The sequence below is a fragment of the Mucilaginibacter aurantiaciroseus genome, assembly GCF_024055595.1.
Lineage (GTDB): Bacteria > Bacteroidota > Bacteroidia > Sphingobacteriales > Sphingobacteriaceae > Mucilaginibacter > Mucilaginibacter aurantiaciroseus.
The window spans coordinates 627,078-653,814 of record NZ_JAMXOF010000001.1 but is presented as its reverse complement, the minus strand read 5'-3'; the positions used below and the strand labels follow the sequence as shown (position 1 = coordinate 653,814).

Sequence of the window (26,737 nt, the reverse complement as noted above, 5' to 3'; positions counted from 1 at the left end):
TTTAGCTTACGGTTTGATACTCTAATTTTTCTAACACTTTTTTATATTCTTTAGGGAATACTTTTACAAATTGCGATGATGCCTTACCCCAATTCTTCAGGATACTTTGCGCCAGCTTGCTGCCGGTTAGGCTAACATGCTTCTTCAGCAAGGCGGTTATCTGCTCTTCGTCTTTTAACGATAGCGGGTCAAGGTCAACCATTTCGGTATTGCAGTTTTCTGCAAAGTTGCCCTTAGGGTTGTAGATCCACGCTAAACCACCGCTCATACCTGCCGCGAAGTTCCTTCCGGTTTCGCCCAGGATAAGTGCGCGGCCGCCGGTCATGTACTCGCAACCGTGGTCGCCAATACCTTCTACAACCGTTGTAGCGCCCGAGTTACGCACCGCGAAACGTTCGCCTGCCATACCCCTTACATACAACTCGCCGCTTGTTGCACCATATAGGGCAACATTACCTATCAGGATGTTATCCTCGGGCTTAAACGTAGCGTTTGCAGATGGATAGATGGCTAATTGCGCGCCGGAAAGGCCTTTACCAACATAGTCATTGGCTTCGCCCTCCAGCTCAAAAGAAATTCCTTTTGCAGCGAAAGCGCCAAAGCTTTGCCCTGCAGATCCTTTAAATTTATAGTTGATGGTATTGTCGGGCAAGCCCGCAGAACCATAGATCTTCGAAATTTCATTCGATAATAAGGTACCTATGGTACGGTTCACGTTGATAACATCAAACGTAGCGAATACCGGCGTTTTATCTTCCAGCGCTGCTTTAGCGGCTTTCAACAATTCCCAGTCGATGATCTCGTCCATACCATGGTCTTGTTTTTCGCTATTATAAAGCGTGCTGCCTTTGCTTACCGTAACCGGGTGCAGGATAGCCGACAGGTTAATGGTTTTCGCTTTCCAGCTTTTTAAGTTTTCTTTAACCTTTAAGAACTGTACGCGGCCAACCATTTCGTTAATGGTACGGAAACCAAGCTCGGCCATGATCTCGCGCAACTCCTCGGCCATAAAGCGGAACAGGTTTACAACGTGATCCGGGCTACCGCTGAACAATTTCCTTAACTCAGGGTCCTGCGTGGCAACACCAACCGGGCAAGTGTTCAGGTGGCATTTACGCATCATTATACAGCCACCGGCAACAAGGGCCGCGGTTGCAACACCCCACTCCTCGGCACCCATTAAGGTAGCAATAGCCAAATCGCGACCGGTCTTTAACTGACCGTCAGTTTGCAATACTACTCGGCTGCGCAGTTTGTTACGTACCAATGTCTGGTGCGCTTCGGCAAGGCCAAGCTCCCATGGTAAACCGGCATGTTTAACCGAACTTATTGGTGATGCACCTGTACCGCCATCATATCCGGCGATCAGAATAACATCCGCGTGTGCTTTGGCAACACCCGCCGCTATAGTACCTACCCCTGCTTTGGATACCAACTTAACGTTGATACGTGCAGCACGGTTAGCGTTCTTTAGATCAAAAATCAGCTGCGCCAAATCCTCAATAGAATAAATATCGTGGTGCGGTGGTGGCGATATTAAACCAACACCCGGTGTAGAGTGGCGTGTTTTAGCTATCCAGTCGTCAACCTTGTGGCCCGGCAGTTGCCCGCCTTCGCCCGGTTTTGCACCCTGCGCCATTTTTATCTGTAACTCATCGGCATTGGTAAGGTAATTTGAGGTTACCCCGAAACGTGCCGATGCAACCTGCTTAATAGCCGAGCGCATCGAATCGCCGTTCGCCATTTTCTCATAGCGCATTTCGTCCTCTCCGCCTTCGCCGGTATTGCTTTTGCCGCCTATGCGGTTCATGGCAATAGCCATAGTGCTATGCGCTTCGTGCGAGATAGAACCGAACGACATCGCGCCTGTTGCAAAGCGGGTCATGATGTTTTCTATCGGCTCAACCTCGTCAATGCTTATCGCTTCGCGGTGATGGGCAAAATCAAGCAAGCCACGGATGGTGTAATGCTTGTCTGCCTGCTCATTTATCGCGGCAGCATAATTTTTATATACCGTGTAGCTGTTGCTGCGGGTTGCATGCTGCAGCAAGTGCACCGTGGTTGGGTTAAACAAGTGGGCTTCGCCGCGGCGTTTCCACTGGTAAATACCACCCTCGGGCAATAAATGATTTTCTGTTTTGGGGCTGTTAAAGCCAATTTTGTGTTTGCAAAGCGATTCTTTAGCGATCTCGTCCAAGCCTAAACCTTCTATACGGGTAACCGCGCCGGTAAAGTAATGGTCAACCACCTCTTTATTCAATCCCAGTATCTCGAATACCTGCGAACCGTGGTATGATTGCAGCGTAGAGATCCCCATTTTAGAGAAGATCTTCAACAAGCCATCGTTAACCGATTTTACGTAGTTTTTGTAAAGGGTTTTTATATCAAGGCTGGTTTCTAAATGCCCGTTATTCTTTAAAGTTTCAATAGTAGATAGCGCCAGGTACGGGTTAATAGCCGTAGCACCGAAGGCTAACAAAGTGGCAAAGTGGTGTACTTCCCAAACGTCGGCGGTTTCGGCAACAATACCTACCGCGCCACGGCGGCCTTTTTTAATTAAGTGGTGATGCACGGCAGATACCGCTAATAGCATCGGGATAGGCGCATGTTCCGAGTCGATAGCACGGTCGCTTAGTATTAATACCTCAAAGCCATCATCAACGGCGTCTTCGGCATAGCGGCATAGCCTTGCAATACCTTTTTTCATCGATCCCGGGTTGCCATCTGCATTATAGTAAGTTTGCAGGGTTTTAGCGTGGAACATCCCGGTATCTATAGAACGCAGTTTTTCTAACTGGTGATTTTTTAATATCGGGTGGTTTAGCACAACGCAATGGCAGTGCATTTTATCCTCGTCCAACAAGTTACCGTTGTTACCGATGAAGGTAGCCAAACTCATCACCAAACGCTCGCGGATAGGGTCTATCGGCGGGTTGGTAACCTGTGCGAAGAACTGCTTAAAGTAGCTGGAAAGGTGCTGTGGCTTGTCAGACAATATCGCCAAAGGCACATCGGTACCCATTGAGCCAATTGGTTCTTTACCATCCAAAGCCATTGGTTTGATGATGGTATCAATATCCTCGCGGCTGTAACCAAATACCTGTTGGTAACGGTAAACAGCATCAGCACTAAGGCTGGCGAATGATAAACGCGGCTCAGGCAAATTACCTAAACGGATCTTATAATTATCAAGCCAGGTACCATAAGGCTGCTGGCCGCTGATTTCTTTTTTAATTTCTTCATCTGTTATGATCTTCCCTTTTTCGGTATCTATCAATAACATTTTGCCCGGTTGCAGGCGCCCTTTGCGAATAACTGTGCTTTCGTCGATCTTTAAGGTACCTGCCTCTGATGCGGCTATAACGCGGCCATCATTGGTGATCACAAAACGAAGCGGGCGAAGGCCGTTACGGTCAAGCAAGGCACCAACCAATTTACCATCGGTAAAACTGATAGCGGCCGGGCCATCCCAGGGTTCCATTAAAGTAGCGTGGTATTCGTAAAATGCTTTTTTAATTGGGTCCATCTGCTCGTTGCCATCCCATGCCTCAGGTATCAGCATCATCATTACGTGTGGTAACGAGCGGCCGGTGTGCAACAAAATTTCGATGATGTTATCCAAACAGGCACTATCTGACTGGTTGTTATCGATAACCGGCAAAAGCATCTCCATTTCCTCGTTGGTGAAATAGGCAGACGCGAAAGATTTTACGCCCGAATAGAACCAGTTAAGGTTACCGGTTAGCGTATTTATCTCGCCGTTATGCGCAATTAAGCGGAAGGGCTGCGCCAGTTTCCACGACGGAAAGGTGTTGGTTGAGAAACGTGAGTGGATTAAAGCCAGGCCCGATGTAACGCGGGGATCGGCCAGATCAGGGAAGTACTTACGCAATTGGTAAGTGGTTACCTGCCCTTTATAAATAATGGTTTTACAAGAAAACGAGGTAAAGTAAAAATGCTCTGCCGCTGCCGGGATAGTTTCGGTAACAGTTTTATTGATATAGCGGCGCAAAACGTAAAGTTTACGCTCAAAATCTTCGGTGTTGGTAACCGCGCGGGGGCGTGCAACAAACAGCTGTTCGCTATCCGGCTCTGCCTGGCGGGCGGTTTCGCCAATTACAGATGAATTAACATTTAACTTACGGTAACCTAGTAAAGTAAAGCCCAGTTTTTCGATAGCAGCGGCAATAATTTTGCGGCTGGCTTTCTTCAAAGCGGGCTCTTTTGGGAAGAATAACATACCTACACCGTACTCGCCCGGCTCGGGTAAACTGATCTCCAGATCAGAACATTCTTCCATTAAAAACTCGTGGGGGAGTTGTATAAGGATACCTGCGCCATCACCACTTTCGGGGTCGCAACCACATGCACCACGGTGCTCCATATTCTCTAACATGGTTAAGGCATCGCTAACAATAGCATGCGATTTATGACCGTTTATATGTGTAATAAATCCTGTTCCGCAGGAATCGTGCTCAAATTCTGACCTGTATAGGCCCTGCTGGTTACAATCAGTTTGGTCCATTCTCTTATCCGCTTATTAGTGATGCGGGTAATAACGAAATTACCAAATTTTCATATTTTTATAAAATAGATACTTATTTTTTTAAATTTATCAAAACAATGGCGTTTTTTTGCAATTCAATTATTAAGTCGACAATAATCATATACTTTATGTATGAATTTAATAATTCTTAACGTTTATTTAATATGCGTACATAGCAAATAAACATAATAATCTAATTTTGCCAAAGGCCCTCCCAACCCTCCCCGGAAGGAAGGGCTTAAATTCTCCCCTATCGGTGTAGATATAGAGGGGGCTTACTTATACCTTATATTAACATGGCCGAAAAAATTAAAGCAGTATTTTTAGACAGAGACGGTGTTTTAAACCGCGAAATGGGTGATTACGTATGTAAACTGGAAGATTTCCACGTACTGGATAATTTTGACGCGCTTAAAGAACTGCAAAACCGTGGCTATATGCTACTGGTAGCTACTAACCAGGGTGGTTTAGCCAAAGGCTGGTATACCGAAACTGAACTTGGTAAAATGCACGTGCACTTAAAACAGGTTTATCAAGAACATGGTGTAGAAATAACCGACTTTTTCTACTGCCCCCACCACCCCAACTTTACCGGCGACTGCGATTGCCGCAAACCAAAACCGGGTTTGCTTTTTCAGGGGATTGAGAAATATAACATCGACCCATCCCGATCATACTTTATTGGCGACCGCGAGCGCGATGTAGAGGCCGGCACTGCGGCAGGCGTTAAAGGTATTTTGATTGATAGCGACCAGCCCATAAGCACCGTTTTAGATCAGATAGCATAATCATCGATGAATAAAATATCCTTTATTATATTTATACTGACGGCCTTTGTGCTTACTACCGCATCTGCACAAGACGAAAATTACCAGGCCAGGCAGCAATTTAATCAGTTTAAAATGAAGAGCAGACTTAAGCCCGAAACCGGTGAGATCAATTACCGCGGTTTGCCTAAGCCCGAACTGCAATCCAAACTAAATAACATCTTAAACGTTTCTGTTGATGACTTTGTAAGAACGTGGAATGACAGGCCTACAGAAAAGAAGTTCCTGGAGGATATAAAGTTGGGCCTATCCCGCTTCAATGGTTTTTATGCCGACCTTGATGCCGAGGATAAAACCCACATTTGTGCGTACTTTGCCAAACTGATGGACGACGTGGGCATGGAAAGCCCCGAAGCGCTATTAAACAGATGGATCCAAAACCTGGAACCTGCCGACAAACAGTAAACGAACTACATGCAGATACCTGACAAATTAAAAAACTACGACACGCTACTGTTTTCGGCGATGGCTTTTTATGCCATATACCTGTTTACCAGTTATAGCGGCATAGGTATCTCGCCCGATTCTATCATGTACACCAGCGCCGCCCGTAGTTTTGTTGCGCATGCCACCCTGCATACGTTCAATAACATCCCCATTGTAGATTTCCCGGTATTTTACCCGCTATTTTTAGGCCTTATTAGTTTTGTAAGCCAGACAGACCCTGTTGCTTTTGGCGCGGTACTCAACATGTTTATGTTTGCCACGCTGGTATTTACCAGCGGGTGGATCATGTCGCGGTTCGTACCGTCTTCGCACGTATATAAATGGCTGGTATTGGCGGCAATCATATTAAACCCCGGCTTGTTGCAGGTGTACTCCTATCTATGGTCGGAAACACTTTTTATCCTCGAGGTACTGCTCTTCATCATCGTTTTCCGCAAATATTTGCTTACCCACGCAGGCAAGTGGCTCATCTTTGCTGCCGGTATTGCCGCTGTGGCTTGTATCACCCGTTATGCTGCGGTAACTATTGTTGGTACAGGTGGCTTGTTATTACTGCTGGACAGAAAACTTCCCATCAAGAAAAAGATCACCCATATATTAATATACGGTGCTATATGTATTTCGTTGCTGGTTGCTAACCTTACTTTTAACGCCCTGCATACCGGCACGGTAACCGGGCCAAGGGAACCATCTATCACCTCATTCAGCCAAAACCTTTATTACTTCGGCAGCGTATTTTGCGAATGGATGGGCATGACGCCGGATATGTACCCTGTGTTCGCTTTACCACTGGGTGTGATTATTTTGGTTGGCTTTATAGCCGCGCTGGCCTTTAATTTCACCCGCCGAAAACTGGACAGTTTTGAGAACTTAGCCATCACCTTCGCCTTGGTTTATGGGTTATTCATTGTGCTGTCGTCCACTTTTTCACGTTACGAACGCATCAATCCGCGTTTGCTGGCGCCGATGTACATCCCTGCTTTATGGGGTTATACCAGTTGGGGCCTGCTGCTGTTGAAACGCATATTAAATAAACGTGTACGCATAGCCGTTGCTGCTATTTTTATACTGATGATGCTGGGCTATATCACCAAGATCTTTTTGGTGGACAAACAGCGCTACAACGACCAGATAGCCGACGAATACGGTAACCCCGGCTACACCGATAACGACTGGATGGACTCCGAATTTGCTAAATATTTAAAAACGATAGATAAAGGCATGTTTGCGCCGAATGTGGGTATATATTCGGATGCACACGAAGCGGTTTACTTCTTCTCGGGAATGTCATCATACCTGGTGCCGCATATATTCTTTAAAAAGGATGTAGAGAAATTTTACAAGATCAAGCGCTTTTACCTCATCTGGTTCAACAACCTCGAGAACCCGGAACTTATCAACATTAAAGACATCCAAAAGGTAAAAAAACTGAAAGTTATAAAGCAGTTTGACGAGGGTGCTATTTATGAGTATGAGGGAGAAAGATAGTCTGAACTCAAATTTAGGAATTTAGGCTAATTCATTCTGTTAATTCATTAATTCCAAAAATTCGATTTCAAACAATTACATAAGCACTTATACATATTGCCATTCTTATAAAAAAGCATATCAAAAATTATATTTTTTATAATCATTTTCACATAAAATTTTGATTTAATAAAATAGGACATATATTTGCATCGCTTACCCAAAGCAAAATATAAAAATGAACGGACTTAACATATATCATTTACATCTGCACCATCACCACCATGTGGTGATCAGATAATATATGTTTCTACGCGAAATATCGTCCTCCGTTTATATTCATTTCCTAAAAATCAATTTGTGAAAACATTAAAAATAGCGATCCAGAAATCGGGTCGGCTCAACGAAAAATCCGTTGAATTATTAAAAAATTGCGGCCTTAATTTCGAAAATTATAAGAGCTCGCTTATCTCCCCTGTATCAAATTTCCCGTTAGAGATCCTTTTTCTGCGCGATGATGACATCCCCGAATACGTGCAAGACGGCATTGCCGACCTGGGCATTGTAGGCGAAAACGTTATAGAAGAAACCGAGGTGGAAGTTAGCTATCTGCAAAAACTTGGTTTTGGTAAATGCTCATTAAAAATAGCGGTGCCAAACAACAATAGCATCACCGCTTTAGATCAGCTTAATGGTAAAGCTATTGCTACAACCTACCCTGTTATATTAGGAAAATACCTTAAAGAAAAAGGCATTACATCCGACATTCGCACCATTTCGGGTTCGGTAGAGATCTCACCGGGCCTTGGTTTAAGCGATGCCATTTGCGACCTGGTATCTACCGGCGGCACATTAAAAAGCAACGGACTTGTGCCATTTGCGGATGTGATGAGCAGCGAAGCGATATTGATTGGCCAAAAAGGCAGCGAGAACGATGACCTGATCAAAGAACTGATCCAGCGCATCCAGTCGGTATTGCGTGCTAAAGAAACCAAGTACGTGGTACTAAATGTAGAGCGTAAAAACCTTGACGCGGTAATCGCATTATTACCGGGCGTTAAAAGCCCATCGGTAGTGCCATTGGCCGAGGTTGACTGGATGGCAGTACACACCGTTATCCCCGAGCGCGATTTTTGGGACCGCATTAGCCAGTTAAAACAAGCCGGCGCGCAAGGCATTGTAGTAATGCCAATAGAGAAGATAATATTATAAAGCCCCACCCAAACCCTCTCCGCTGGTAAGCGGAAGGACTTTATGGAGTGGGTATAAAAAAATAAAAGTCTCCCCTACCGGGGGCGATTATTCACAAGGTGTTGTTCTTATGGTGTTCATGAGGGCTACGCCGTTTAGAGGGGCTTATGGAAACATTCAATTATTCAGACTTAAGTAAAAAAGACATCGCCCGCCTGGTACAACGTAATGTTGACCCTGCGAACGAGATACGTGCTTTGGTTGAGGAGGTTATAGAAAACGTTAAGCAACATGGCGATAGCGCCCTGATTGACTACGCCAGCAAGTTTGACAAAGTTGACCTGACCAAACTTTACTTGGACAAGGCCGAACTGGAAGAGATCGCCTCAGCGATATCCGAACATCAGCAGGAAGCTTTGCAAACGGCTTACGCCAATATCTATAAATTCCACAAGGCGCAATTAAAAAACGAGGATAAGGTAGAAACCATGCCCGGCGTAACCTGCTGGCGCGAGCTAAGAGCAATTGAAAAGGTTGGCCTTTATATCCCCGGTGGTACGGCTGTATTGCCATCTACATTTTTAATGCTGGGTATCCCCGCAAGGATAGCGGGATGCAAGGAGATCGTAGTTTGCTCGCCACCGCAAAAAAACGGCAAGGTTAACGCGTTTATCGCCTATGTAGCGTTGATGATGGGTATTAATAAAGTTTATTTAGTTGGTGGTTCACAGGCCATCGCCTCAATGGCTTACGGTACGGAAACTATTGCGAAGGTTGATAAGATCTTTGGACCAGGCAATCAGTTTGTAACTAAAGCAAAAACCATTATTCAATCAACCACTACTACTGCTATCGATATGCCTGCGGGCCCTTCGGAAGTTTTGGTGATTGCTGATACAAGTGCCAAACCTGCTTACGTAGCCGCCGACTTACTGGCACAAGCCGAGCACGGGATAGACAGCCAGTCGATACTGGTTTGTACTTCGCAGGATATCGCTGATAAAACTTTGGCAGAAGTACAAAAGCAACTGGCCGTTTTACCACGTGCCGAAATTGCAAAACAGGCATTGGATAATTCATACATCATCATCACCCAAAATTTGGATGAGGCGATGGATTTCAGTAATGAATACGCGCCCGAGCACTTAATTTTAGCAACCGAAAAATGGAAAGAGTTAACGCCAAAAATCATCAACGCAGGTTCTGTTTTCCTTGGTAATTTAACCCCGGAGAGCGTGGGAGATTATGCATCGGGAACCAACCATACATTGCCAACCAGCAGTTATGCAAGGGCATATTCGGGTGTATCGGTAGATTCGTTTGTGAAGAAGATAACCTTCCAGTATTTAACCGAAGAAGGCATCCAAAATATAGGCCCCTCGGTAGAGATACTGGCCGAAATGGAAGGCCTGCACGCGCATAGGAATGCGGTAAGTGTGAGGATGAAGAAATAAGAAGCAATGAAATAACAAATAAGCGCGTCATTGGGGCGAAAGCCTCACCTAAATCTTTCTTAAAGGAGAGGATTTAAAAACAATAGAACCCCTGCTTTGGAAAGGGCCGGGTGAGGCTACCTCGCAATGACGGACGGAACTAAAGACTATACAATGTTCGAGTTAAACAACATATTACGCGAAAACATCAAAAACCTAACCCCCTACTCATCCGCACGTGATGAGTATACGGGCGAGGCAAGTGTGTTTTTGGATGCTAACGAAAACGCGTTCGGTTCGCCTTTGGAACAGGCCTACAACCGCTATCCCGACCCTTTGCAGTACCAGGTAAAGATGAAGCTGAGCGAAATTAAAGGCGTACCTGCCCGCAACATCTTTTTGGGCAATGGCAGCGATGAAGCCATCGATATCCTGTTTCGCAGTTTCTGTAACCCGGGGGTAGACAATGTGATAATTGTACCGCCAACGTACGGCATGTACCAGGTATCGGCCAACATTAATGATATCGAGGCCAAAAAAGTATTACTTACCGAAGAGTACCAGCTCGACCTTGACGGCATTTCCGAAGCTATTGATAAAAACACTAAACTGATCTTTATCTGCTCGCCAAATAATCCAACGGGCAATTCCATCAACCGCGATGATATTGAAACCTTACTGGCAAACTTTAACGGTTTGGTTATTATAGATGAGGCTTACATCAATTACAGTCGCCAAAAAACTTTTATACAGGAATTGACCGAGTACGCCAATTTAGTTGTGCTGCAAACCCTTTCCAAAGCCTGGGGGCTGGCAGGTTTACGTGTTGGGATGGCCTTTGCCAGCGAGGAGATCATCGAAGTGATGAACAAGGTTAAGCCACCTTATAACGTGAATGAGGCGTCGCAACAACTGGCTTTGCAAGCGCTAAACAACGTATCGCTGGTAAACCTATGGATAAAAGAAACGCTTGAACAGCGCGACAAACTGGTGCTTACCTTAAAAGAGTTTAATTTTGTGCTGGACATTTATCCATCCGATGCCAACTTCATTTTAGTAAAAACCATCAACCCAAAAGCCATTTACGACTTTTTAGTGCAACACGGCATCATCATTCGCGACCGCTCTAAAGTGGAGCTTTGCGAGGGCTGCCTGCGCATTACCATTGGCACGCCAAATGAAAATAAAACACTGATAGAAACCTTACAGCAATACAAATAATAATGAGCAAGCTGCAAAAAGTACTTTTTATTGACCGAGACGGCACCATCATTAACGAAACACCCGATGAGCAGATAGATTCGTTCGCGAAGCTGACGTTTTACCCCGGCGCTTTACAATACCTGCCTAAAATTGCCGCCGAATTGGATTTTGAGTTAGTAATGGTAACAAACCAGGATGGTTTAGGCACAGCCGTTTACCCGGAGGATACCTTTTACCCGGTGCATAATTTTATTCTCAAAACGTTTGAGAACGAGGGTGTACACTTTTCAGATCAGGCTATTGACCGTACGTTCCCGGCTGATAACGCCCTTACCCGCAAACCGGCAACGGGCTTATTAACAAAATATCTGGATGCAACTAAATACGATCTGATCAATTCATTTACCATTGGCGACCGTAAGAACGACGTCCTGCTGGCTAAAAACCTGGGCGCAAAAGCTATTTGGTTAAATAACAAGTCGGGTTTGGGCGATGGTGAGTTTAAAACTGAAACAGATAGCGATATTGCCGGTGTAGTAGCCTTGCAAACCATAGATTGGAATGATATTTACGAATTTTTAAAGCTGGGTCAACGTGTTTTTGAGCACAGCCGGGTTACAAAAGAAACCGACATCCGCATCAAAATAAACCTGGATGGTACGGGTGAGGCTAAAGTTTCAACAGGCCTGCACTTTTTCGACCACATGCTGGACCAGATCGCCCGCCACGGCAGCATCGACCTGGAAGTTACCGCAAAAGGCGACTTGCATATCGACGAGCATCATACCATTGAAGATACCGGCATTGCGTTAGGCGAAATTTTCGCTACCGCATTGGGCAATAAAATGGGTATTGAGCGCTATGGTTTCTGCCTGCCTATGGATGATTGCCTGGCACAGGCCGCCATAGATTTTGGCGGGAGAAACTGGATAGTATGGGATGCCGCATTTAACAGGGAAAAAGTTGGCGACGTTCCTACTGAGATGTTCTACCACTTTTTTAAATCGTTCAGCGATGCCTCTAAATGTAACCTAAACATTAAAGCCGAAGGGCAAAACGAACATCACAAAATAGAAGCTATATTTAAAGCCTTTGCCAAAGCCATAAAAATGGCCGTAAAGCGCGACGTTAATAAAATGGTTTTACCTTCTACTAAAGGACTTTTGTAGGGAGGCAAGATGACAGGAAACAAAAAAATCAGGACAAAAAATTCTTGATTCTTAGGTCTTGACATCTTGATTCAATTTTAAAAATATGATTGGTATAATTCGATATGGCGCCGGGAACATTTTTTCGCTTACTGCTGCTTTAGAGCGGCTGGGGATCGGCTATGGTATGGTGAACACCGAGGCCGATCTGCTACAGTTTGACCGTTATATCATTCCGGGTGTTGGGCATGCGGGTGCTGCCATGCGAAAATTGGAACAAACAGGCTTGGTTCCGGCTATAAAAGCGCTTAAAAAACCCACGTTGGGTATTTGTGTGGGAATGCAGCTACTTACGGCTTACAGCGAAGAGGCCGATGCTAATTTGCTTAACCTGTTCCCTATCAAAACCTTAAAGTTTCCGCATAAAAACAGTTTTAAAGTACCGCATACGGGCTGGAACCAGGTGTTCGCTGAGAAAGAAAACCCCTTATTTGAAAATATACCGCTTGGGTCACACTTTTACTTCGTACATTCATACTTTATTGAGTACGATCAATCATTCACTTTGTCTTCAACCAGTTACATAAATAAATTTTCGGCATCAATTTGGCATGATAACTTTTACGGTGTGCAATTTCACCCTGAAAAGTCGGGCCCTTATGGCGAAACATTATTAAAAAACTTCTCTAAAATATAAAACATGTATATTATTCCTGCCATTGATATTCTGAATAAAAAAGTTGTGCGCCTGCGCGAAGGTGATTATCAGCAGGTTACAGAATACGATGTTACCCTCGAAGAAATGATAGATAGGTACCAGAGCAACGGTACCAACTTCATCCATATAATTGACCTTAACGGTGCCAAAAACGATTTTAGCAACCAGCAATATCTGTTTGATGTGATCCGTAAAACAGACATGCAGGTGCAATACGGTGGTGGCATCCGCAGTATTGATAAGGTTAAGGAACTGATAGATGCCGGCGTTCACCGCGTTATTGTGGGCACACAGGCTATTACTAACCCATCTTTTTTAGAGGACTTGAGCAAAGCCGTTTGTGGCCGCGATAAATGCAGCGACCAGGTGGTAATCGCCATTGATGTGTTAGACGAAGTAATAAAATACTCAGGCTGGATGGAAAGCTCGCCCATTAAACTAATGGATTACGTGGACAAGTGCCTGGCGCTTGGTTTCTTCCGTTTCTTGTGTACTGATATTAATAAAGACGGTAAACTGGGCGGCGCGGGTGTAGACTTGTATAGCAAACTGCTTGACCATTCTCCGTTCATCAAACTTATCGCATCGGGTGGTGTAAGCTCAATGGCTGACATCGACGAACTAAGTAAAATAAAGGTGGAAGCCTGCGTGGTAGGCAAAGCCATTTACGAAAACCATATCAGTATCGAAGAAATTAAAAATTGGAATTTGGAATCTTTGATGTCCATATAATCGCGTCCGAAAGACGCATACCCAAACCGCCATTGCGAGCGTAGCATAGCAATCTCTTTGCTATACAGAGCCGTCGCTCTGTATAGCAAAGAGATTGCTTCGTAGCTCAAAATAACGATCTTATAAAATCATGCTCGCTAAAAGAATTATTCCCTGCCTTGACGTTAAAAACGGCCGCACAGTAAAAGGTGTGAACTTTGTTGACCTGCGCGATGCCGGCGACCCTGTAGAACTTGCCTGGAACTATTCGCAGCAAGGCGCGGACGAACTGGTTTTCCTGGATATTACCGCTACGGTAGAGCGCCGCAAAACCATGGTAGAATTGGTAAAATCGGTAGCGAGGCAAATTAATATCCCCTTTACTATTGGCGGTGGCATAAACGAGATTGCCGATGCCGATGCATTGCTTAATGCCGGTGCTGATAAGATCTCCATTAATTCTGCCGCGGTACGTAACCCGGCTTTGATTGATGAATTGGCAAAGGCGTTTGGGGTACAGTTTGTGGTGATAGCGGTTGATACAAGGGTGATTGGTGATAAAAATATCGTCCATCTGAATGGCGGGCGCTTAGCAACAGAAAAACAAACCTTAGACTGGATCATAGAAGCCGAAAGCCGTGGTGCAGGCGAGATACTGCTTACCTCCATGGACCACGATGGCACCAAAGCAGGCTTTGATAACGGTTTGCTTAAATTAGTGAACGATACGGTAAACATCCCCGTAATAGCATCGGGTGGTGCAGGATCGGTGCAGCATTTTGTGGATGTGTTTCAAAAAACAAACGTTGATGCCGCGCTGGCAGCATCGGTATTTCATTACGGTGAGATATTGATACCCGATCTAAAATCGGTTTTAAGAGAAAATAATATTGAGGTGAGGGTGTAAAACCCCACTCAAACCCTCCGAAAGGGAGGGCTTAACAAGAATTTAACAACAATAATTACAAATCTCTTCGCTAACCAGCGGAGGAGATTTAGAGGGGGCTTATGAACATCGACTTTAAAAAAACAGACGGTTTAGTGCCGGTAGTGATACAGGACGAGCAAACGCTTGAGGTGCTGATGCTGGGTTATATGAACCAGGATGCATACGATAAAACAGTGCAGGAAAACATCGTTACTTTCTTCTCACGTTCAAAAAACCGCTTGTGGACCAAGGGCGAAACCAGTCAGAATTTTTTGCATGTAAAAAGCATGCATATCGATTGCGATAATGATACCATCCTGATAAAAGTAAAAGCCGACGGCCCAACCTGCCACACCGGCGCTCGCAGCTGTTTCCAAACAGAGTACAACCAAAACTTTTTGATGCAGCTGGAAAACATCATTACCGACAGGTACGAGAACCCTAAAGAGGATTCGTATATCAACAAACTGCGTAAAAAAGGACTTAAAAAGATCACCCAAAAAGTTGGTGAAGAGGGCGTTGAAGTGGTAATTGCCGCCCTTTACGAAACAGAAACAGAACTGGTTGATGAAGCATCCGATCTGATGTTTCACCTGTTGGTACTACTAAAAGAAAAAGGCTTAAATTTGGAGCGCATAGCAAAGAATTTAGAGGAAAGACATAAGTAGTTCATAGTGGATAGTTTATGGTTCATAGCAGCTCAAACACCATGAAGTATCCACTATCAACCTATAGCATGGATGTACAAAAATCAGCAGAATTAACGGGCCACAGCAACCCTATATTTAGCCTGGAGCTTTCTCAAAAGCCCGGCATATTGTTTACCGGGGGTAACGATAAAGGGCTTGTTGAATGGAACCTGGAAACCAACTCGTTCATTAAAGTAATGTTCCCGGTGATGGCTTCTATTTATGCTATCCATTGCCCTGCGGGTTATCCTTTGATGTTTGCAGGTTTACGCAGCGGCGAGGTGCTGGTGTTCAACTTTATCGAGCAAAAGATAACGCATCGCTTAAGGCATCACGTAAAACCCATCTTCGATATAAAATCATCAGCCAAAAAAGATGAGCTATTGATAGCATCCGAGGATGGCACCGTATCTGTTTGGAGCTTAAAAACCTTAGAACTACTTCATAGCATAAAGGTATCAAACGATACCATACGCTGCATTGCCATAAACCCTTCCGAAAACCGCATTGCTTTTGGCTGCCGCGATAACCGCGTTGTTATTTACGACTTGGAAGATTACAGCCTGATAAAAGCTTTGATAGGCCATACCATGGCGGTATTCTCTTTGCAATACTCGCCCACCGGCGATTACCTCGTATCCGGCGCACGAGATGCACAGATAAAGATCTGGGATGTTAAAACGTATTCGCTAATTCAAAATATTCCCGCGCACCTATTTGCGGTTAACCATATCCTCTTCCATCCTACCCAACCATATTTCGCTACAGCAAGCATGGATAAGAGCATCAAAATTTGGGATGCGGTTGATTTTAAGCTCCGAAAGATTATTAGCAGAGAAAAAGGTTACGCCAGCCATGTATTATCAATTAATAAATTGGCCTGGAATGGCGACCAACTCCTTTCTGCAGGTGATGACAAAAAGATAGTTATTTGGAATACAACCTTTTAGAATATTCTCAATAACTCTAAATTTAATTAATAATTACCATTTTGTTCACAATGGTTCAATCTGTTCATTTTATTCATTGTATTTTTAACTATAACAGTCTACCTACAACTGGCGCGGAGGTACAAGCGCAGACTGGAGCAACGTCGCCAACTGGCGCATTGGCGCAGCTACTGTGGCACCCGCAAACCCACCTACTGCAACAGACAACGTTTTTATAGGGGTAAACGGCACCACTTTTACTAATCAAGCTCAAATTAATTCAGGATATCTACAACTGTTGCTTCGGTAACAATGGGCACGTTTAAAACAGTTAATCTTATTGTTAACGGTATCCTTACTGTTACCGGGTCAATTTTGCAAAATCACGATGGTGCAACTGGTTTAAAAAAAGTGCACCGAATGTTTTACTGATGGCTGGTTAAGCATATTAATGATCTTGAGAGTAGCTTATGGTGCTTACGCTAGTAGCAGATCAAAAAAACGGGTCAAAAAAAACAAGAATGAAAAAGAAATGAGTTTTAAGAATATCGCTTCACAACTTTAAGCCTGTGGGTATGGCGCTTAAGTTCTTCCGAGTAGATGCCCTCAGTATCGATAGAATCTATCTTAACTTTGCCGGAGGCATGTATTATTTTACCCCCGCCCATAATAATACCCACGTGGGTGATGCGCCCTTCGGGGTTATTGAAGAAAGCAAGGTCGCCGGGTTTTGCTTTTAGTACCGATTCTACCAGTTCGCCCTGTTCTGCCTGTTGCGAGGCATCGCGTTTTAAAGCTATTCCCCTTAATTTATAAACTACCTGGGTAAAACCCGAGCAATCTATCCCAAAATGTGTGCGGCCACCCCACAAATAGGGCGCGTTTAAAAACGATTGGGCAATATTTAATATACTATTAGTATCGCCGATGGTGCCTATGATCTCAAATTTTTGATTGCCAATGTAACTTGTAGTCCCTTCTAAAAAAGCAAGCGAAGCACCCGCGGGGAGATGAATTACAGTATTATCTATAATTTTCCAGGCTTGGGTAACGGCGCTAAAGGTTACAGGCGGCGGTGTTTGTACAAGGCGCTTATAAGCCAGGTGGCCAAGCATAACAAACTGTAAACGATCTATCCAACCGGTATAATTGTCATAAGCAGTGGTGATTTGAACCCACTTATCTTTCCACTCTAAAATCTCGAAGGCTTCTCCAAACAAAACTTGCGACACCATTTCGCTGCGGTCATTTGGTTCGGCACGTAAGGGTACAACGCTTAAATTACAGATTCCGTATTCCATTTATCAAGTCACAGATTATGACGTTAAAGTAGTTATAAACTTTTGTTAAACAAAAAAGGGGATAGCATTATCTGCTTTCCCCTTTTTAATAAGTATTTTAAAATTATCCGTTTTGATGCAACCAGTCTTTTTTGGCGTGCAATTCTTCTTCGGTTTCGCGTACATCTTCGTCATCCACACAGCAATCAACCGGGCAAACAGCAGCACATTGCGGCTCGTCATGAAAACCAACACACTCGGTACATTTATCCGGAACTATATAATAAATATCGTCAGACAATGCAGCCTGAGTTTCTTCGGAATTTAAGGTATTACCGTCGCCAAAATCAATTATTCCTTTTAAATCTGTCCCGTCGCTAAAGCGCCAAGCCGCACCTGCATCATAAATAGCATTGTTTGGGCACTCTGGTTCGCAGGCCCCGCAGTTTATGCATTCATCGGTGATTATAATCGCCATATTATTTAAATATTCTTGTAGTATTCTATTTACCTTTGCCCTATAATTCGGGTTGTGCAAATATAACAAAAAAAGGCCTTAAGGGTTTAGCCCGTTAACATATATATGTCAAAATTTAATATTCCGGGTATAGTAAATACATTTTCGGCGTTGGGGGAACTGTTGGCCGCGCCTGATCATGAACTAATGGAAGTAATAGAGACCGAACGCCAGCACAACGCCTGGTTTACACCCCAAAGCGTATTAAATGCCGTAAAAGCTAACGGCGAAATGCTTAACAAAACCGACCTGGAGCAATGGATTGGCAAATACAATATTGCACAAGGTGGCAACAAAAAAGTTGGTTTGGTACTTGCCGGCAATATCCCGCTGGTGGGCTTCCATGATGTGCTTTGTGTGCTGGCAACCGGCAACCATGCGCTTATAAAAGCCTCCTCGCAAGATTCGCGCCTGATCAAATACGTACTGAACAAATTGGTGGAGATAGATGGTTCATATGCCGATAAATACAGCATAGTAGAAAGGTTAGAAAATTTTGACGCTATCATCGCCACCGGCAGCAACAATACATCGCGCTATTTTGAGTATTACTTTGGCAAGGTGCCCAACATCGTCCGTAAAAACCGCAACAGTATTGCGTTGCTTACAGGCGATGAAACAGCAGAGCAGTTAGCTGCTTTAGGCCACGATATTTTTGATTATTTTGGCTTGGGATGTCGTAATGTATCTAAGCTTTTGGTGCCCGAGGGTTATGTATTCAATTTCTTTTTTGAATCGATAGAGCACTTTGCCCCTATCATCCATCATCACAAATACAATAACAATTACGATTATAATAAATCTATTTACCTGGTAAACCGCGACTTGCATTTGGATAACGGCTTCCTGTTATTGAAACAGGATACCCGATTAACTTCACCCCTGGCCTGCCTGTTTTACGATACCTATACCGATCTTGCAGCAGCCGAACGATTATTGCAGGAACAAAGCGAAAACCTGCAGTGCATTGTCACCAATGCTAGTATAAAAACAGAAAACCAAGTGGTAACGTTTGGCCAAAGCCAGCACCCCCGGTTACAAGATTATGCCGATGGTGTAGATACGATGGAATTTTTGTGGAGCTTAAGCTGAAAGCCGAATGCTAAAAGCAAAAAGCTTATTTCGGAATAACGATACGGCTTTCGGCTAAAAAAAGTAAATTTGAAACCTAAAGCTTTAAGCGCTCTGCTTTTAGATTTTAGTTAAAAATATGTACATTATAAAAGTAAAAGGCGTTGCCAAAATACCAGATTACGTGCAGTTGCGGGACGATAAATTCACCTTGCTAGCATACTTTAGGGTAGACAGGCCCGAGAAATCGTTACAAAAAATTGGCCTTTCTGATAAACATGACTACATTATGGGCGTTGTTAAAGAGCTGCCCTTTGGTAAAATATTAAAATTAGAGCTGTAAGTAAAATGATTGGAAACTCTATTATAAAACTAAATAACGTTGATATTTTTCAGCAAAAACACCTGGTTTTATCAAACGTAAACCTGCATATTGATAAAGGCGATTTTGTTTGGCTTATTGGCCAAACCGGTTCAGGTAAAAGTAGTTTGCTAAAAGTTATTTATGGCGATCTGAACATTACCAGCGGCACAGGCCACGCATGTGGCTACGAGTTAAGTAAACTTGCTACCAAAGATGTGCCTTACCTGCGCCGCAAGCTGGGTATAGTTTTCCAGGATTTTCAATTATTGACAGATAGATCTGTTGAGCAAAACCTGCATTTTGTATTACGTGCCACCGGCTGGGACGATAAAAAACAAATTACCGACCGCATTTTAGATGTATTAGAAAAAGTTGGCCTGCGTTCTAAACTTAAAAAAATGCCTCATGAGCTTTCGGGCGGCGAGCAGCAACGCGTAGTTATTGCCCGTGCATTGCTTAACAATCCCGAGATCATATTAGCTGATGAGCCTACAGGTAACCTGGACCCTGATACTTCTGAAGAGATCGTTTTACTGCTTAAACAAATTAGCCAAAGCGGCACCGCTGTTGTTGTTGCCACACACGATTATCATATCATCCGCACCTTCCCATCGCGTATTATCAAATGCGAGAACGGTAAGGTTTTAGAGGACGTGCAGATTGCATAGTTTTTAGTAGCAGTTGCAGGTAGCAGCAGCAGTTTTAAACATACTGCCACTGCCACTTTTAACTGCCACATTACTTTCTGCCAGTATTTACAACATTTTCAAACCACTACTGCCAGCTTGTCGGGTTTAACCCGATGGCAGGATACTTGATTAGCACTACTTGCTATGAATTTTAACGACATGCTAAAGAAAAAAAATAAAGGAAATTCAGAAACTCCTGAAAATACCGCCGAAGTGACCAATGAAAACGGACAAGCTGACGGACAGGAACAAACTACTGAAACCACAGAGGCCGAAAATGGCCCTTCTGCCGAGGAAAAACATAAAGAAGAGTTAACCCAGGCAAATGATAAATATTTAAGGCTTTATGCCGAGTTTGATAACTTCCGTCGCCGTACTATCAAGGAGCGCGAAGATGTACGCAAAACAGAAGGTAAGGACATTATTATTGCCCTGTTGCCCGTTTTGGACGATTTTGAACGCGCTTTACGTGCTATGGATACGGTTACCGATGTTGTGCCTGTTAAAGAAGGTGTTGCTTTGATACAGCACAAACTAAAAAATATCCTCACCCAAAAGGGTTTAAAAGAAATGCAATCCATAGGCACCACGTTTGACCCTGATTTGCACGAGGCCATTACCAACATCCCTGCCCCGACTGACGATATGAAAGGCAAGGTAGTTGATGAAATGGAAAAAGGTTACGAGCTTAACGAGAAAGTTATCCGTTTCGCCAAAGTAATTGTTGGAGCGTAAGGATAATTAGTGATTTAGTGAATGACTGATTTAGTGATTAAGTTAGTCGGCAACAGATCCTTCTTAATTCAAATACAGATTACAAAGCGTTAAAGATAAGTGATGCGGAAATCATCAATTCACTATCCCGATAGCTATCGGGACAATAAATAAATAATTAAAAACAATGGCTAAAAGAGATTATTACGATGTGCTGGGGATTAGCAAAGGCGCAGAGGCTGATGAGATAAAAAAGGCATATCGTAAAATGGCTATTAAATATCACCCCGATAAAAACGAAGGCGATAAAGAGGCTGAAGAAATGTTTAAGGAAGCTGCCGAAGCCTACGAGGTTTTAAGCAACCCCGAAAAACGCCAGCGCTACAACCAGTTTGGCCACGCTGCCAACGCGTCATCACCAAATGGTGGTGGTTACGGTGGCGGCAGCATGAATATGGACGACATATTTAGCCAGTTTGGTGATATATTTGGTGGTGGTAGCCCGTTCGAAGGTTTCTTTAATGGTGGCGGCGGTGGCCGCCAGGGTGGTGGCCGCAGGGTTGCCCGCGGCAGTAACCTGCGCATTAAAGTAAGGCTTTCGCTTGAGGAGATCGCTAACGGTGCCGAAAAGAAAATAAAAGTAAACAAGCAGATTCTATGTAAAACCTGTGACGGTACAGGTGCTAAAGATAAATCATCTTTCCAAACGTGTAAAACTTGTGGCGGCCAGGGTGCTGTACGCAGGGTTACCAATACCATTTTGGGCCAGATGCAAACAACCAGCACCTGCCCTACCTGTAACGGCGAAGGATCTACCATTACCTCAAAATGTACTGTTTGCCATAGCGACGGCGTTGTACGTGGCGAAGAAACCATCACCATAAACGTACCTGCCGGTGTAAGCGAAGGCATGCAGTTAAGCATGAGCGGCAAAGGTAACGCAGCCCCACGTGGTGGCGTACCGGGAGACCTGATCATATTGATAGAAGAGATTCCTCACGAAACTTTAAAGCGCGACGGAAACAATGTGATATATGACCTGCATGTAAACTTTGTTGATGCAGCATTAGGTACCAGTATAGAAATACCTACCATTGATGGTAAGGCCAAAATAAAACTAGAGCCTGGCACACAAGGTGGTAAAATATTGCGCCTGAAAGGCAAAGGCGTACCGGAGGTAAACTCATACCACCGCGGCGATCAATTGATCCACATAAACATCTGGACACCAAAAGCCCTGAGCCGCGAAGAACGCGAAGCTTTAGAAAAATTACAAGGCTCACCAAACTTTAAACCCAACCCCGGCAAAAACGAAAAAAGCTTTTTCGAACGGATGAAAGAATATTTTGAATAGGTTTTGAGATGAAAGCAGAAAAATAAACGACGAAAATTTTAGGAGCCCGTGATCAAATTGATCATGGGCTTTTTTGTTTTTATAGCTCACTAACGGTATCTTTAACGCATACCTAATTCTCGCCATCTTGTTATATTATCCCTTATATTTTTCTTTCATTTCCCCATTGCTTAAAAACCGGCTATTAAAAATAATTACCAAACAGAAGCGGAATTGCAGCATCAAAAGATAGAGCGGTCAATGATTTATTTGCCCGATACCCTACACCTTTACGACCCCAATTCCTTAGTATTGTCTCTATCCGCAGATGGGAAACAATTCAACAAGAACTACATTATAGCCAATGAGCTTTACCACCTGAAACAAGAGCGACTATGGAAGGACGGCCAATATGGCTATCCGGTCAGCATGGTCTACAATGGCGAAATGTACGTGATCATTTCCAGGCAAAAAGAATCGGTAGAGGTTTTACAGTTTAAATTAAATCAGCTTAAATAGCCCTTGGTTGTAACAATAATATCCCTGCAATATCTAATTTAGCATAAAATTAAACCCAGTTATGCTAAGTATTCGCAACATTGTTAAACAATACGCCGGCCACCGCGCGTTAAACGATGTGAGCCTGGAGGTTGAAAGCGGCAAAATATTTGGCCTGCTTGGGCCAAATGGCGCCGGCAAAACCTCGCTCATCCGTATCATTAATCAAATTACAGCGCCTGATAGTGGCGAGGTATATTTTAACGGCGAAAAGTTAAACCAGTCGCACATCGAGCGCATTGGCTATCTGCCCGAAGAACGCGGCCTGTACAAAAAAATGGAGATAGGCGAGCAAATGATCTACCTGGCCCGCTTAAAAGGTCTAACCCGCGATGACGCTACCAAGAAACTTAAATTCTGGTTCGAGAAACTGGGCATGGAAACCTGGTGGAAGAAAAAAATCGAAGAACTATCTAAAGGGATGCAGCAAAAGGCACAGTTTGTTGCTACCGTTTTGCATGAGCCAGATTTGATCATATTAGACGAGCCCTTTAGCGGCTTTGACCCGGTAAATGCCGAATTGATAAAGGATGAGATCTTAGAACTAAACCGCAAAGGCGCTACCATCCTCTTCTCTACCCACCGTATGGAGTCTGTTGAGGAACTTTGCGACTCTATCGCCCTCATCCATAAATCGCATAAGATATTGGATGGCCGTGTTAAGCATATCCGCAACTCGTACAAAAACGAAACTTACCTGGTAGAATATACCGGCGAGCCGCTTGCCTTTGATGGCTCGCAGCCGTTTGATATTATCAGCGAACTTGCGGGCGAGGATAACAGCAATACTATCAAGCTAAAACTGAACAACAGCAATACCGCTAATGATGTGTTGCAGTACCTGTTACCTAAAACACGCATCAACATGCTGCAGGAAGTTATCCCGAGCATGAACGAGATCTTCATCGAAAAAGTAAACTTAATTGCCTAGGTCATGAACAAAATATTACTCATCATACAGCGCGAATACGTTACCCGTGTGCGCAAAAAAGCATTTTTGATTATGATGTTTGCCGTGCCCTTGCTATTGGCAGGCATGACCGCATTGATCGCTTATGTGGCGAAGGACAACAACCAAATCACCAAACCGCAGATAGTTAAGGTTATCGACGAAAGCCATTTGTTTGAGGGAAAACTAAAGAATGCTAAAAACATCCAATTTATCCCTACCAACGAGCCGATAGAAAAGGCCAAACAAGAGCTTAAGGACAATGAAGACCTTTCGGTATTATTGATATCCAAGGATTATGCGCACAAGCCTGTGCAGTTCTTCTCTAAAAAGAAACCATCTTTCACGCTTACCGGCGAGGTGGAAAACCAAATGAACGAGATCGCATCCACCAATACTATGCTGGCTAACCACATTGACACCGCATTGCTTAACCAGGCAAAAAAAAACAGGGTTAATGTAAGTGCAATGGAAGTTACAGAAGCTGGCACAAAAGATGCTAATGTTGGTGCGAGTATGGGCGTGGGCATTGCCTGTGCAATCCTCATTTATATGTCGCTGTTTATATATGGTGCACAGGTAATGCGTGGTGTTATCGAAGAAAAAACAAGCCGTATTATTGAGGTGATCATTTCGTCTGTAAAGCCGTTTCAACTGATGCTGGGCAAAATTATCGGCGTTGGCCTGGTGGGTTTAACCCAATTTACTGCTTGGATAGTGTTATCTATTATCGCCACAAAATTTGCGGGCAATAACTCTTCAAGTGGCATTATGGGTGCTTTACAAACCCTGCAAACCATCCCGGTTGGTTACGTGCTCGGTTGTTTCCTGTTTTACTTTATAACCGGCTACTTGTTGTACAGCGCGTTGTTCGCGGCGGTAGGCTCAGCGGTTGACAGCGAAACCGAAACGCAGCAGTTTATGTTCCCCATTACTTTACCACTATTGTTTACTTACATTTTGTCTGTATCAGTATTATTCCAGGCACCGGATAGTCCGTTGGCTGTTTGGTTATCCATCATACCATTTACAGCCCCGGTTGCCATGATGGTAAGGATCCCGTTCGGCGGCGTGCCCGACTGGCAGTTAGGCCTGTCGATGTTTATGATGGTAGTAGGCTTCCTATTCACCACCTACGTAGCAGCACGTATTTACCGCGTAGGCATCCTGATGTATGGTAAAAAAGCAAGCTTTAAAGAATTGTCTAAATGGTTCTTTTATAAAGAGTAGTTTCCTAGACTAACAAATTTTAAAAAACCCTGCCTAAGCCAAAACTTTTGCAGGTTTTTTTTAATTTAGCTGTTGATGAATAACAAGCGCATTGCCGTAATGGATCTCGGTACAAATACCTTTCACCTACTGATAGCAGAAGGCCCTGCAGATAACTTTACCGAAATACTGCATCTTAACGAAGATGTAAAACTGGGCAAGGGCGGCATCAACAAAGGTATCATCCAGCCAGAGGCATTTGAACGCGGTATTGCGGCTATGAAACGCTTCCGCAGTTATATTGACGTCAACAGCGTTACCGACATTAGGGCTATTGCTACATCAGCCATCCGCAGCGCGGCAAATGGGCAGGATTTTATCCGCAAGGTAAAGGAACAGGCCCACATAGATATTGAACTGATAACCGGCGAACAGGAAGCGGCCTATATTTACGAAGGCATTAACGCAAGCGGATGCCTTACAGATGATAACGCCCTTATTATGGATATTGGCGGTGGGAGTGTGGAGTTCATCATCGGCAATACTGATGAGGTGCTGTGGAAACAAAGTTTTGAGATTGGCGCCGCCCGCCTGATGGACAAGTTCCACCAAACCGACCCAGTACCTGTACAAGCCATTAAAGAGCTTACCCAATATTTAAACAGCAAATTACCCGAGCTATTCCTGGCGGCCTCAAAATACAAACCCGCTATCCTCATCGGTTCATCAGGCGCGTTCGAGAGTTTTGCCGAGGTGATTGAACTGGAAAAAGGCAAAAACTTCAACCTCAAACAAACCAAAGTTTACAATTTTGATATAGATGAACTGCTGGACCTGATAGAACGCCTCATCAAATCATCGCACAGCCAGCGTGCTAAAATAAAAGGCATTATCCCGGTACGGGTAGATATGATCGTGGTGGCCAGCCTCATTACCATTTACATGATGCAAAAAATGGGCATAGCCGATGTCACCATGTCTACCTACTCATTAAAAGAGGGCGTACTGGCGCAAATGCTGAGTTAGAAAACACGCTTTAGTTTGTACCACCATACTTTGTAAAATGGCACTTTGCGAACTATCACGATTGCCCCGCCCAATACTTGCGACTGCATTCTTAACGAAATACAGTTGGACTGATTTGTCAAACTTGCAATATTTGCCTCGTAATTTTGATAGCCAATAAAGGATATTGATAAAGTTTCTGATGTTGTTGGCACACGCAAGATAAATTCTCCTGCTGCATTAGTTACAGTACCTTGGTTGGTTCCTTTAATACGGATACTTACACCCGGCAAAATGCTATTATCATCATCTGCAATAATCTTACCTTTTACAACTCTGTAGGCAATACTATTCGGCAACGTTATATTTCTATCTGTACTAACAAATTGTGAAACAGCCACCCTCCCTATTGTTACCGTTGTTTGTGCCTTAACTGTGGTAAATAAGCTTGTAACCGCAGCCGCCAACGCCAGCTTTTTCCAACTAAAATGCGGCTTCTCATCTATAACAAGGTAATTATTCAGCCCAACCAATTGTTGTTCGCTAAATCTGCCGCATAAGTTGCCATGCTTTGCAAAATAATTGATGACCTCATTATTACTCATCACAGTAAAGTCGATAACGGTTTTACTGCAAGAGTCGCAATGCCTACCTTGATCAACCGATGTCATCTGGTTCCAGTTTTCGTGGCAGGGCTGTGAGATGGCGATACTTTGTATAGGCTGCATAATGTTGTGTTTTATGGTAAGATGCTGTATGAGTCGGTTTTCCATAAAGTCATCAAAAAACAATCCCGCATCCTTTGTATCTT

General features: G+C 43.8%; 25 protein-coding genes. 21 read left to right on the top strand and 4 right to left on the bottom strand.

Annotated elements, in window-relative coordinates; all coding sequences use genetic code 11:
- Position 1: 1 nt before the first annotated feature.
- Positions 2-4,525, bottom strand: coding sequence for a glutamate synthase large subunit (gene gltB, locus NAF17_RS02995; protein ID WP_252756495.1), 4,524 nt, complete (start codon positions 4,523-4,525; stop codon positions 2-4).
- 317 nt (positions 4,526-4,842) lie between these two features.
- On the opposite strand from gltB, the gene NAF17_RS02990 reads away from it, so the two are divergent.
- From NAF17_RS02990 to NAF17_RS02935, 12 genes are all read left to right on the top strand, one after another.
- Entirely contained in the window at positions 4,843-5,334 is a 492-nt protein-coding gene (locus NAF17_RS02990) for a D-glycero-alpha-D-manno-heptose-1,7-bisphosphate 7-phosphatase (protein ID WP_252756494.1), read from the top strand.
- 6 nt (positions 5,335-5,340) lie between these two features.
- Positions 5,341-5,778, top strand: coding sequence for a DUF4844 domain-containing protein (locus NAF17_RS02985; protein WP_252756493.1), 438 nt, complete (start codon positions 5,341-5,343; stop codon positions 5,776-5,778).
- A 9-nt stretch (positions 5,779-5,787) separates the two neighbouring features.
- A complete protein-coding gene (locus NAF17_RS02980; RefSeq protein WP_252756492.1) occupies positions 5,788-7,308 on the top strand; it encodes a hypothetical protein in 1,521 nt (506 codons plus the stop codon).
- A 339-nt stretch (positions 7,309-7,647) separates the two neighbouring features.
- Positions 7,648-8,499 carry an ATP phosphoribosyltransferase gene (hisG, locus tag NAF17_RS02975; protein ID WP_252756491.1) on the top strand — a complete coding sequence of 284 codons (852 nt, stop codon included), beginning with the start codon at positions 7,648-7,650 and terminating at the stop codon, positions 8,497-8,499.
- A 146-nt stretch (positions 8,500-8,645) separates the two neighbouring features.
- Positions 8,646-9,932, top strand: coding sequence for a histidinol dehydrogenase (gene hisD, locus NAF17_RS02970; RefSeq protein WP_252756490.1), 1,287 nt, complete (start codon positions 8,646-8,648; stop codon positions 9,930-9,932).
- A 126-nt stretch (positions 9,933-10,058) separates the two neighbouring features.
- Complete coding sequence (gene hisC, locus NAF17_RS02965; protein WP_252756489.1) at positions 10,059-11,132, top strand: histidinol-phosphate transaminase; 1,074 nt, start codon at positions 10,059-10,061, stop codon at positions 11,130-11,132.
- Between the two features lie 2 nt (positions 11,133-11,134).
- Positions 11,135-12,283 carry a bifunctional histidinol-phosphatase/imidazoleglycerol-phosphate dehydratase HisB gene (gene hisB, locus NAF17_RS02960; protein WP_252756488.1) on the top strand — a complete coding sequence of 383 codons (1,149 nt, stop codon included), beginning with the start codon at positions 11,135-11,137 and terminating at the stop codon, positions 12,281-12,283.
- An 85-nt stretch (positions 12,284-12,368) separates the two neighbouring features.
- Positions 12,369-12,959 carry an imidazole glycerol phosphate synthase subunit HisH gene (gene hisH, locus NAF17_RS02955; RefSeq protein WP_252756487.1) on the top strand — a complete coding sequence of 197 codons (591 nt, stop codon included), beginning with the start codon at positions 12,369-12,371 and terminating at the stop codon, positions 12,957-12,959.
- A 3-nt stretch (positions 12,960-12,962) separates the two neighbouring features.
- Entirely contained in the window at positions 12,963-13,712 is a 750-nt protein-coding gene (locus NAF17_RS02950; protein ID WP_252756486.1) for a 1-(5-phosphoribosyl)-5-[(5-phosphoribosylamino)methylideneamino]imidazole-4-carboxamide isomerase, read from the top strand.
- Positions 13,713-13,842: 130 nt separating this feature from the next.
- Positions 13,843-14,598 (top strand): imidazole glycerol phosphate synthase subunit HisF, encoded by a 756-nt coding sequence (gene hisF / locus NAF17_RS02945; RefSeq protein WP_252756485.1) that lies wholly within the window; start codon positions 13,843-13,845, stop codon positions 14,596-14,598.
- Between the two features lie 101 nt (positions 14,599-14,699).
- Complete coding sequence (gene hisIE / locus NAF17_RS02940; protein ID WP_252756484.1) at positions 14,700-15,287, top strand: bifunctional phosphoribosyl-AMP cyclohydrolase/phosphoribosyl-ATP diphosphatase HisIE; 588 nt, start codon at positions 14,700-14,702, stop codon at positions 15,285-15,287.
- Positions 15,288-15,328: 41 nt separating this feature from the next.
- Positions 15,329-16,258 carry a WD40 repeat domain-containing protein gene (locus NAF17_RS02935; protein ID WP_252756483.1) on the top strand — a complete coding sequence of 310 codons (930 nt, stop codon included), beginning with the start codon at positions 15,329-15,331 and terminating at the stop codon, positions 16,256-16,258.
- A gap of 518 nt (positions 16,259-16,776) precedes the next feature.
- Here NAF17_RS02935 and NAF17_RS02930 read toward each other — a convergent pair.
- Positions 16,777-17,538, bottom strand: a complete 762-nt coding sequence (locus tag NAF17_RS02930) for a C40 family peptidase (RefSeq protein WP_252756482.1) — start codon at positions 17,536-17,538, stop codon at positions 16,777-16,779.
- Between the two features lie 103 nt (positions 17,539-17,641).
- Positions 17,642-17,995 carry a 4Fe-4S dicluster domain-containing protein gene (locus NAF17_RS02925; RefSeq protein ID WP_370340444.1) on the bottom strand — a complete coding sequence of 118 codons (354 nt, stop codon included), beginning with the start codon at positions 17,993-17,995 and terminating at the stop codon, positions 17,642-17,644.
- 105 nt (positions 17,996-18,100) lie between these two features.
- Between NAF17_RS02925 and NAF17_RS02920 the strand changes: the two genes are divergently transcribed.
- From NAF17_RS02920 to NAF17_RS02880, 9 genes are all read left to right on the top strand, one after another.
- Positions 18,101-19,126 (top strand): acyl-CoA reductase, encoded by a 1,026-nt coding sequence (locus tag NAF17_RS02920; RefSeq protein WP_252756481.1) that lies wholly within the window; start codon positions 18,101-18,103, stop codon positions 19,124-19,126.
- A gap of 118 nt (positions 19,127-19,244) precedes the next feature.
- Complete coding sequence (locus NAF17_RS02915) at positions 19,245-19,448, top strand: fructose-6-phosphate aldolase (protein WP_252756480.1); 204 nt, start codon at positions 19,245-19,247, stop codon at positions 19,446-19,448.
- Positions 19,449-19,453: 5 nt separating this feature from the next.
- Entirely contained in the window at positions 19,454-20,137 is a 684-nt protein-coding gene (locus NAF17_RS02910) for a cell division ATP-binding protein FtsE (RefSeq protein ID WP_252756479.1), read from the top strand.
- 165 nt (positions 20,138-20,302) lie between these two features.
- A complete protein-coding gene (locus tag NAF17_RS02905) occupies positions 20,303-20,893 on the top strand; it encodes a nucleotide exchange factor GrpE (protein WP_252756478.1) in 591 nt (196 codons plus the stop codon).
- Positions 20,894-21,059: 166 nt separating this feature from the next.
- The gene (gene dnaJ, locus NAF17_RS02900) at positions 21,060-22,226 is read left to right on the top strand and encodes a molecular chaperone DnaJ (RefSeq protein ID WP_252756477.1); all 1,167 of its coding nucleotides are present in this window, start codon (positions 21,060-21,062) and stop codon (positions 22,224-22,226) included.
- Between the two features lie 213 nt (positions 22,227-22,439).
- Positions 22,440-22,724, top strand: coding sequence for a hypothetical protein (locus tag NAF17_RS02895; RefSeq protein WP_252756476.1), 285 nt, complete (start codon positions 22,440-22,442; stop codon positions 22,722-22,724).
- A 61-nt stretch (positions 22,725-22,785) separates the two neighbouring features.
- Positions 22,786-23,694, top strand: coding sequence for an ABC transporter ATP-binding protein (locus tag NAF17_RS02890; protein ID WP_252756475.1), 909 nt, complete (start codon positions 22,786-22,788; stop codon positions 23,692-23,694).
- A gap of 3 nt (positions 23,695-23,697) precedes the next feature.
- Positions 23,698-24,942 carry an ABC transporter permease gene (locus NAF17_RS02885; protein ID WP_252756474.1) on the top strand — a complete coding sequence of 415 codons (1,245 nt, stop codon included), beginning with the start codon at positions 23,698-23,700 and terminating at the stop codon, positions 24,940-24,942.
- Between the two features lie 75 nt (positions 24,943-25,017).
- Positions 25,018-25,947 carry a Ppx/GppA phosphatase family protein gene (locus NAF17_RS02880; protein WP_252756473.1) on the top strand — a complete coding sequence of 310 codons (930 nt, stop codon included), beginning with the start codon at positions 25,018-25,020 and terminating at the stop codon, positions 25,945-25,947.
- On the opposite strand, the gene NAF17_RS02875 is transcribed toward NAF17_RS02880, so the two are convergent.
- Entirely contained in the window at positions 25,944-26,654 is a 711-nt protein-coding gene (locus NAF17_RS02875) for a carboxypeptidase-like regulatory domain-containing protein (protein WP_252756472.1), read from the bottom strand. The genes NAF17_RS02880 and NAF17_RS02875 overlap by 4 nt on opposite strands.
- Positions 26,655-26,737: the final 83 nt, after the last annotated feature.

Coding starts and splice junctions, on each gene's coding strand:
- hisD (WP_252756490.1), top strand. CDS start 8,646: ATGGAAACATTCAATTATTCAGACTTAAGTAAAAAAGACATCGCCCGC.
- NAF17_RS02925 (WP_370340444.1), bottom strand. CDS start 17,995: ATGGCGATTATAATCACCGATGAATGCATAAACTGCGGGGCCTGCGAA.
- NAF17_RS02890 (WP_252756475.1), top strand. CDS start 22,786: ATGCTAAGTATTCGCAACATTGTTAAACAATACGCCGGCCACCGCGCG.
- NAF17_RS02885 (WP_252756474.1), top strand. CDS start 23,698: ATGAACAAAATATTACTCATCATACAGCGCGAATACGTTACCCGTGTG.
- NAF17_RS02920 (WP_252756481.1), top strand. CDS start 18,101: ATGTCAAAATTTAATATTCCGGGTATAGTAAATACATTTTCGGCGTTG.
- hisH (WP_252756487.1), top strand. CDS start 12,369: ATGATTGGTATAATTCGATATGGCGCCGGGAACATTTTTTCGCTTACT.
- gltB (WP_252756495.1), bottom strand. CDS start 4,525: ATGGACCAAACTGATTGTAACCAGCAGGGCCTATACAGGTCAGAATTT.
- dnaJ (WP_252756477.1), top strand. CDS start 21,060: ATGGCTAAAAGAGATTATTACGATGTGCTGGGGATTAGCAAAGGCGCA.
- NAF17_RS02930 (WP_252756482.1), bottom strand. CDS start 17,538: ATGGAATACGGAATCTGTAATTTAAGCGTTGTACCCTTACGTGCCGAA.
- NAF17_RS02985 (WP_252756493.1), top strand. CDS start 5,341: ATGAATAAAATATCCTTTATTATATTTATACTGACGGCCTTTGTGCTT.
- hisF (WP_252756485.1), top strand. CDS start 13,843: ATGCTCGCTAAAAGAATTATTCCCTGCCTTGACGTTAAAAACGGCCGC.
- NAF17_RS02990 (WP_252756494.1), top strand. CDS start 4,843: ATGGCCGAAAAAATTAAAGCAGTATTTTTAGACAGAGACGGTGTTTTA.
- NAF17_RS02980 (WP_252756492.1), top strand. CDS start 5,788: ATGCAGATACCTGACAAATTAAAAAACTACGACACGCTACTGTTTTCG.
- NAF17_RS02905 (WP_252756478.1), top strand. CDS start 20,303: ATGAATTTTAACGACATGCTAAAGAAAAAAAATAAAGGAAATTCAGAA.
- NAF17_RS02915 (WP_252756480.1), top strand. CDS start 19,245: ATGTACATTATAAAAGTAAAAGGCGTTGCCAAAATACCAGATTACGTG.
- NAF17_RS02875 (WP_252756472.1), bottom strand. CDS start 26,654: ATGCAGCCTATACAAAGTATCGCCATCTCACAGCCCTGCCACGAAAAC.
- NAF17_RS02880 (WP_252756473.1), top strand. CDS start 25,018: ATGAATAACAAGCGCATTGCCGTAATGGATCTCGGTACAAATACCTTT.
- NAF17_RS02950 (WP_252756486.1), top strand. CDS start 12,963: ATGTATATTATTCCTGCCATTGATATTCTGAATAAAAAAGTTGTGCGC.
- hisC (WP_252756489.1), top strand. CDS start 10,059: ATGACGGACGGAACTAAAGACTATACAATGTTCGAGTTAAACAACATA.
- NAF17_RS02910 (WP_252756479.1), top strand. CDS start 19,454: ATGATTGGAAACTCTATTATAAAACTAAATAACGTTGATATTTTTCAG.
- hisIE (WP_252756484.1), top strand. CDS start 14,700: ATGAACATCGACTTTAAAAAAACAGACGGTTTAGTGCCGGTAGTGATA.
- NAF17_RS02935 (WP_252756483.1), top strand. CDS start 15,329: ATGAAGTATCCACTATCAACCTATAGCATGGATGTACAAAAATCAGCA.
- hisB (WP_252756488.1), top strand. CDS start 11,135: ATGAGCAAGCTGCAAAAAGTACTTTTTATTGACCGAGACGGCACCATC.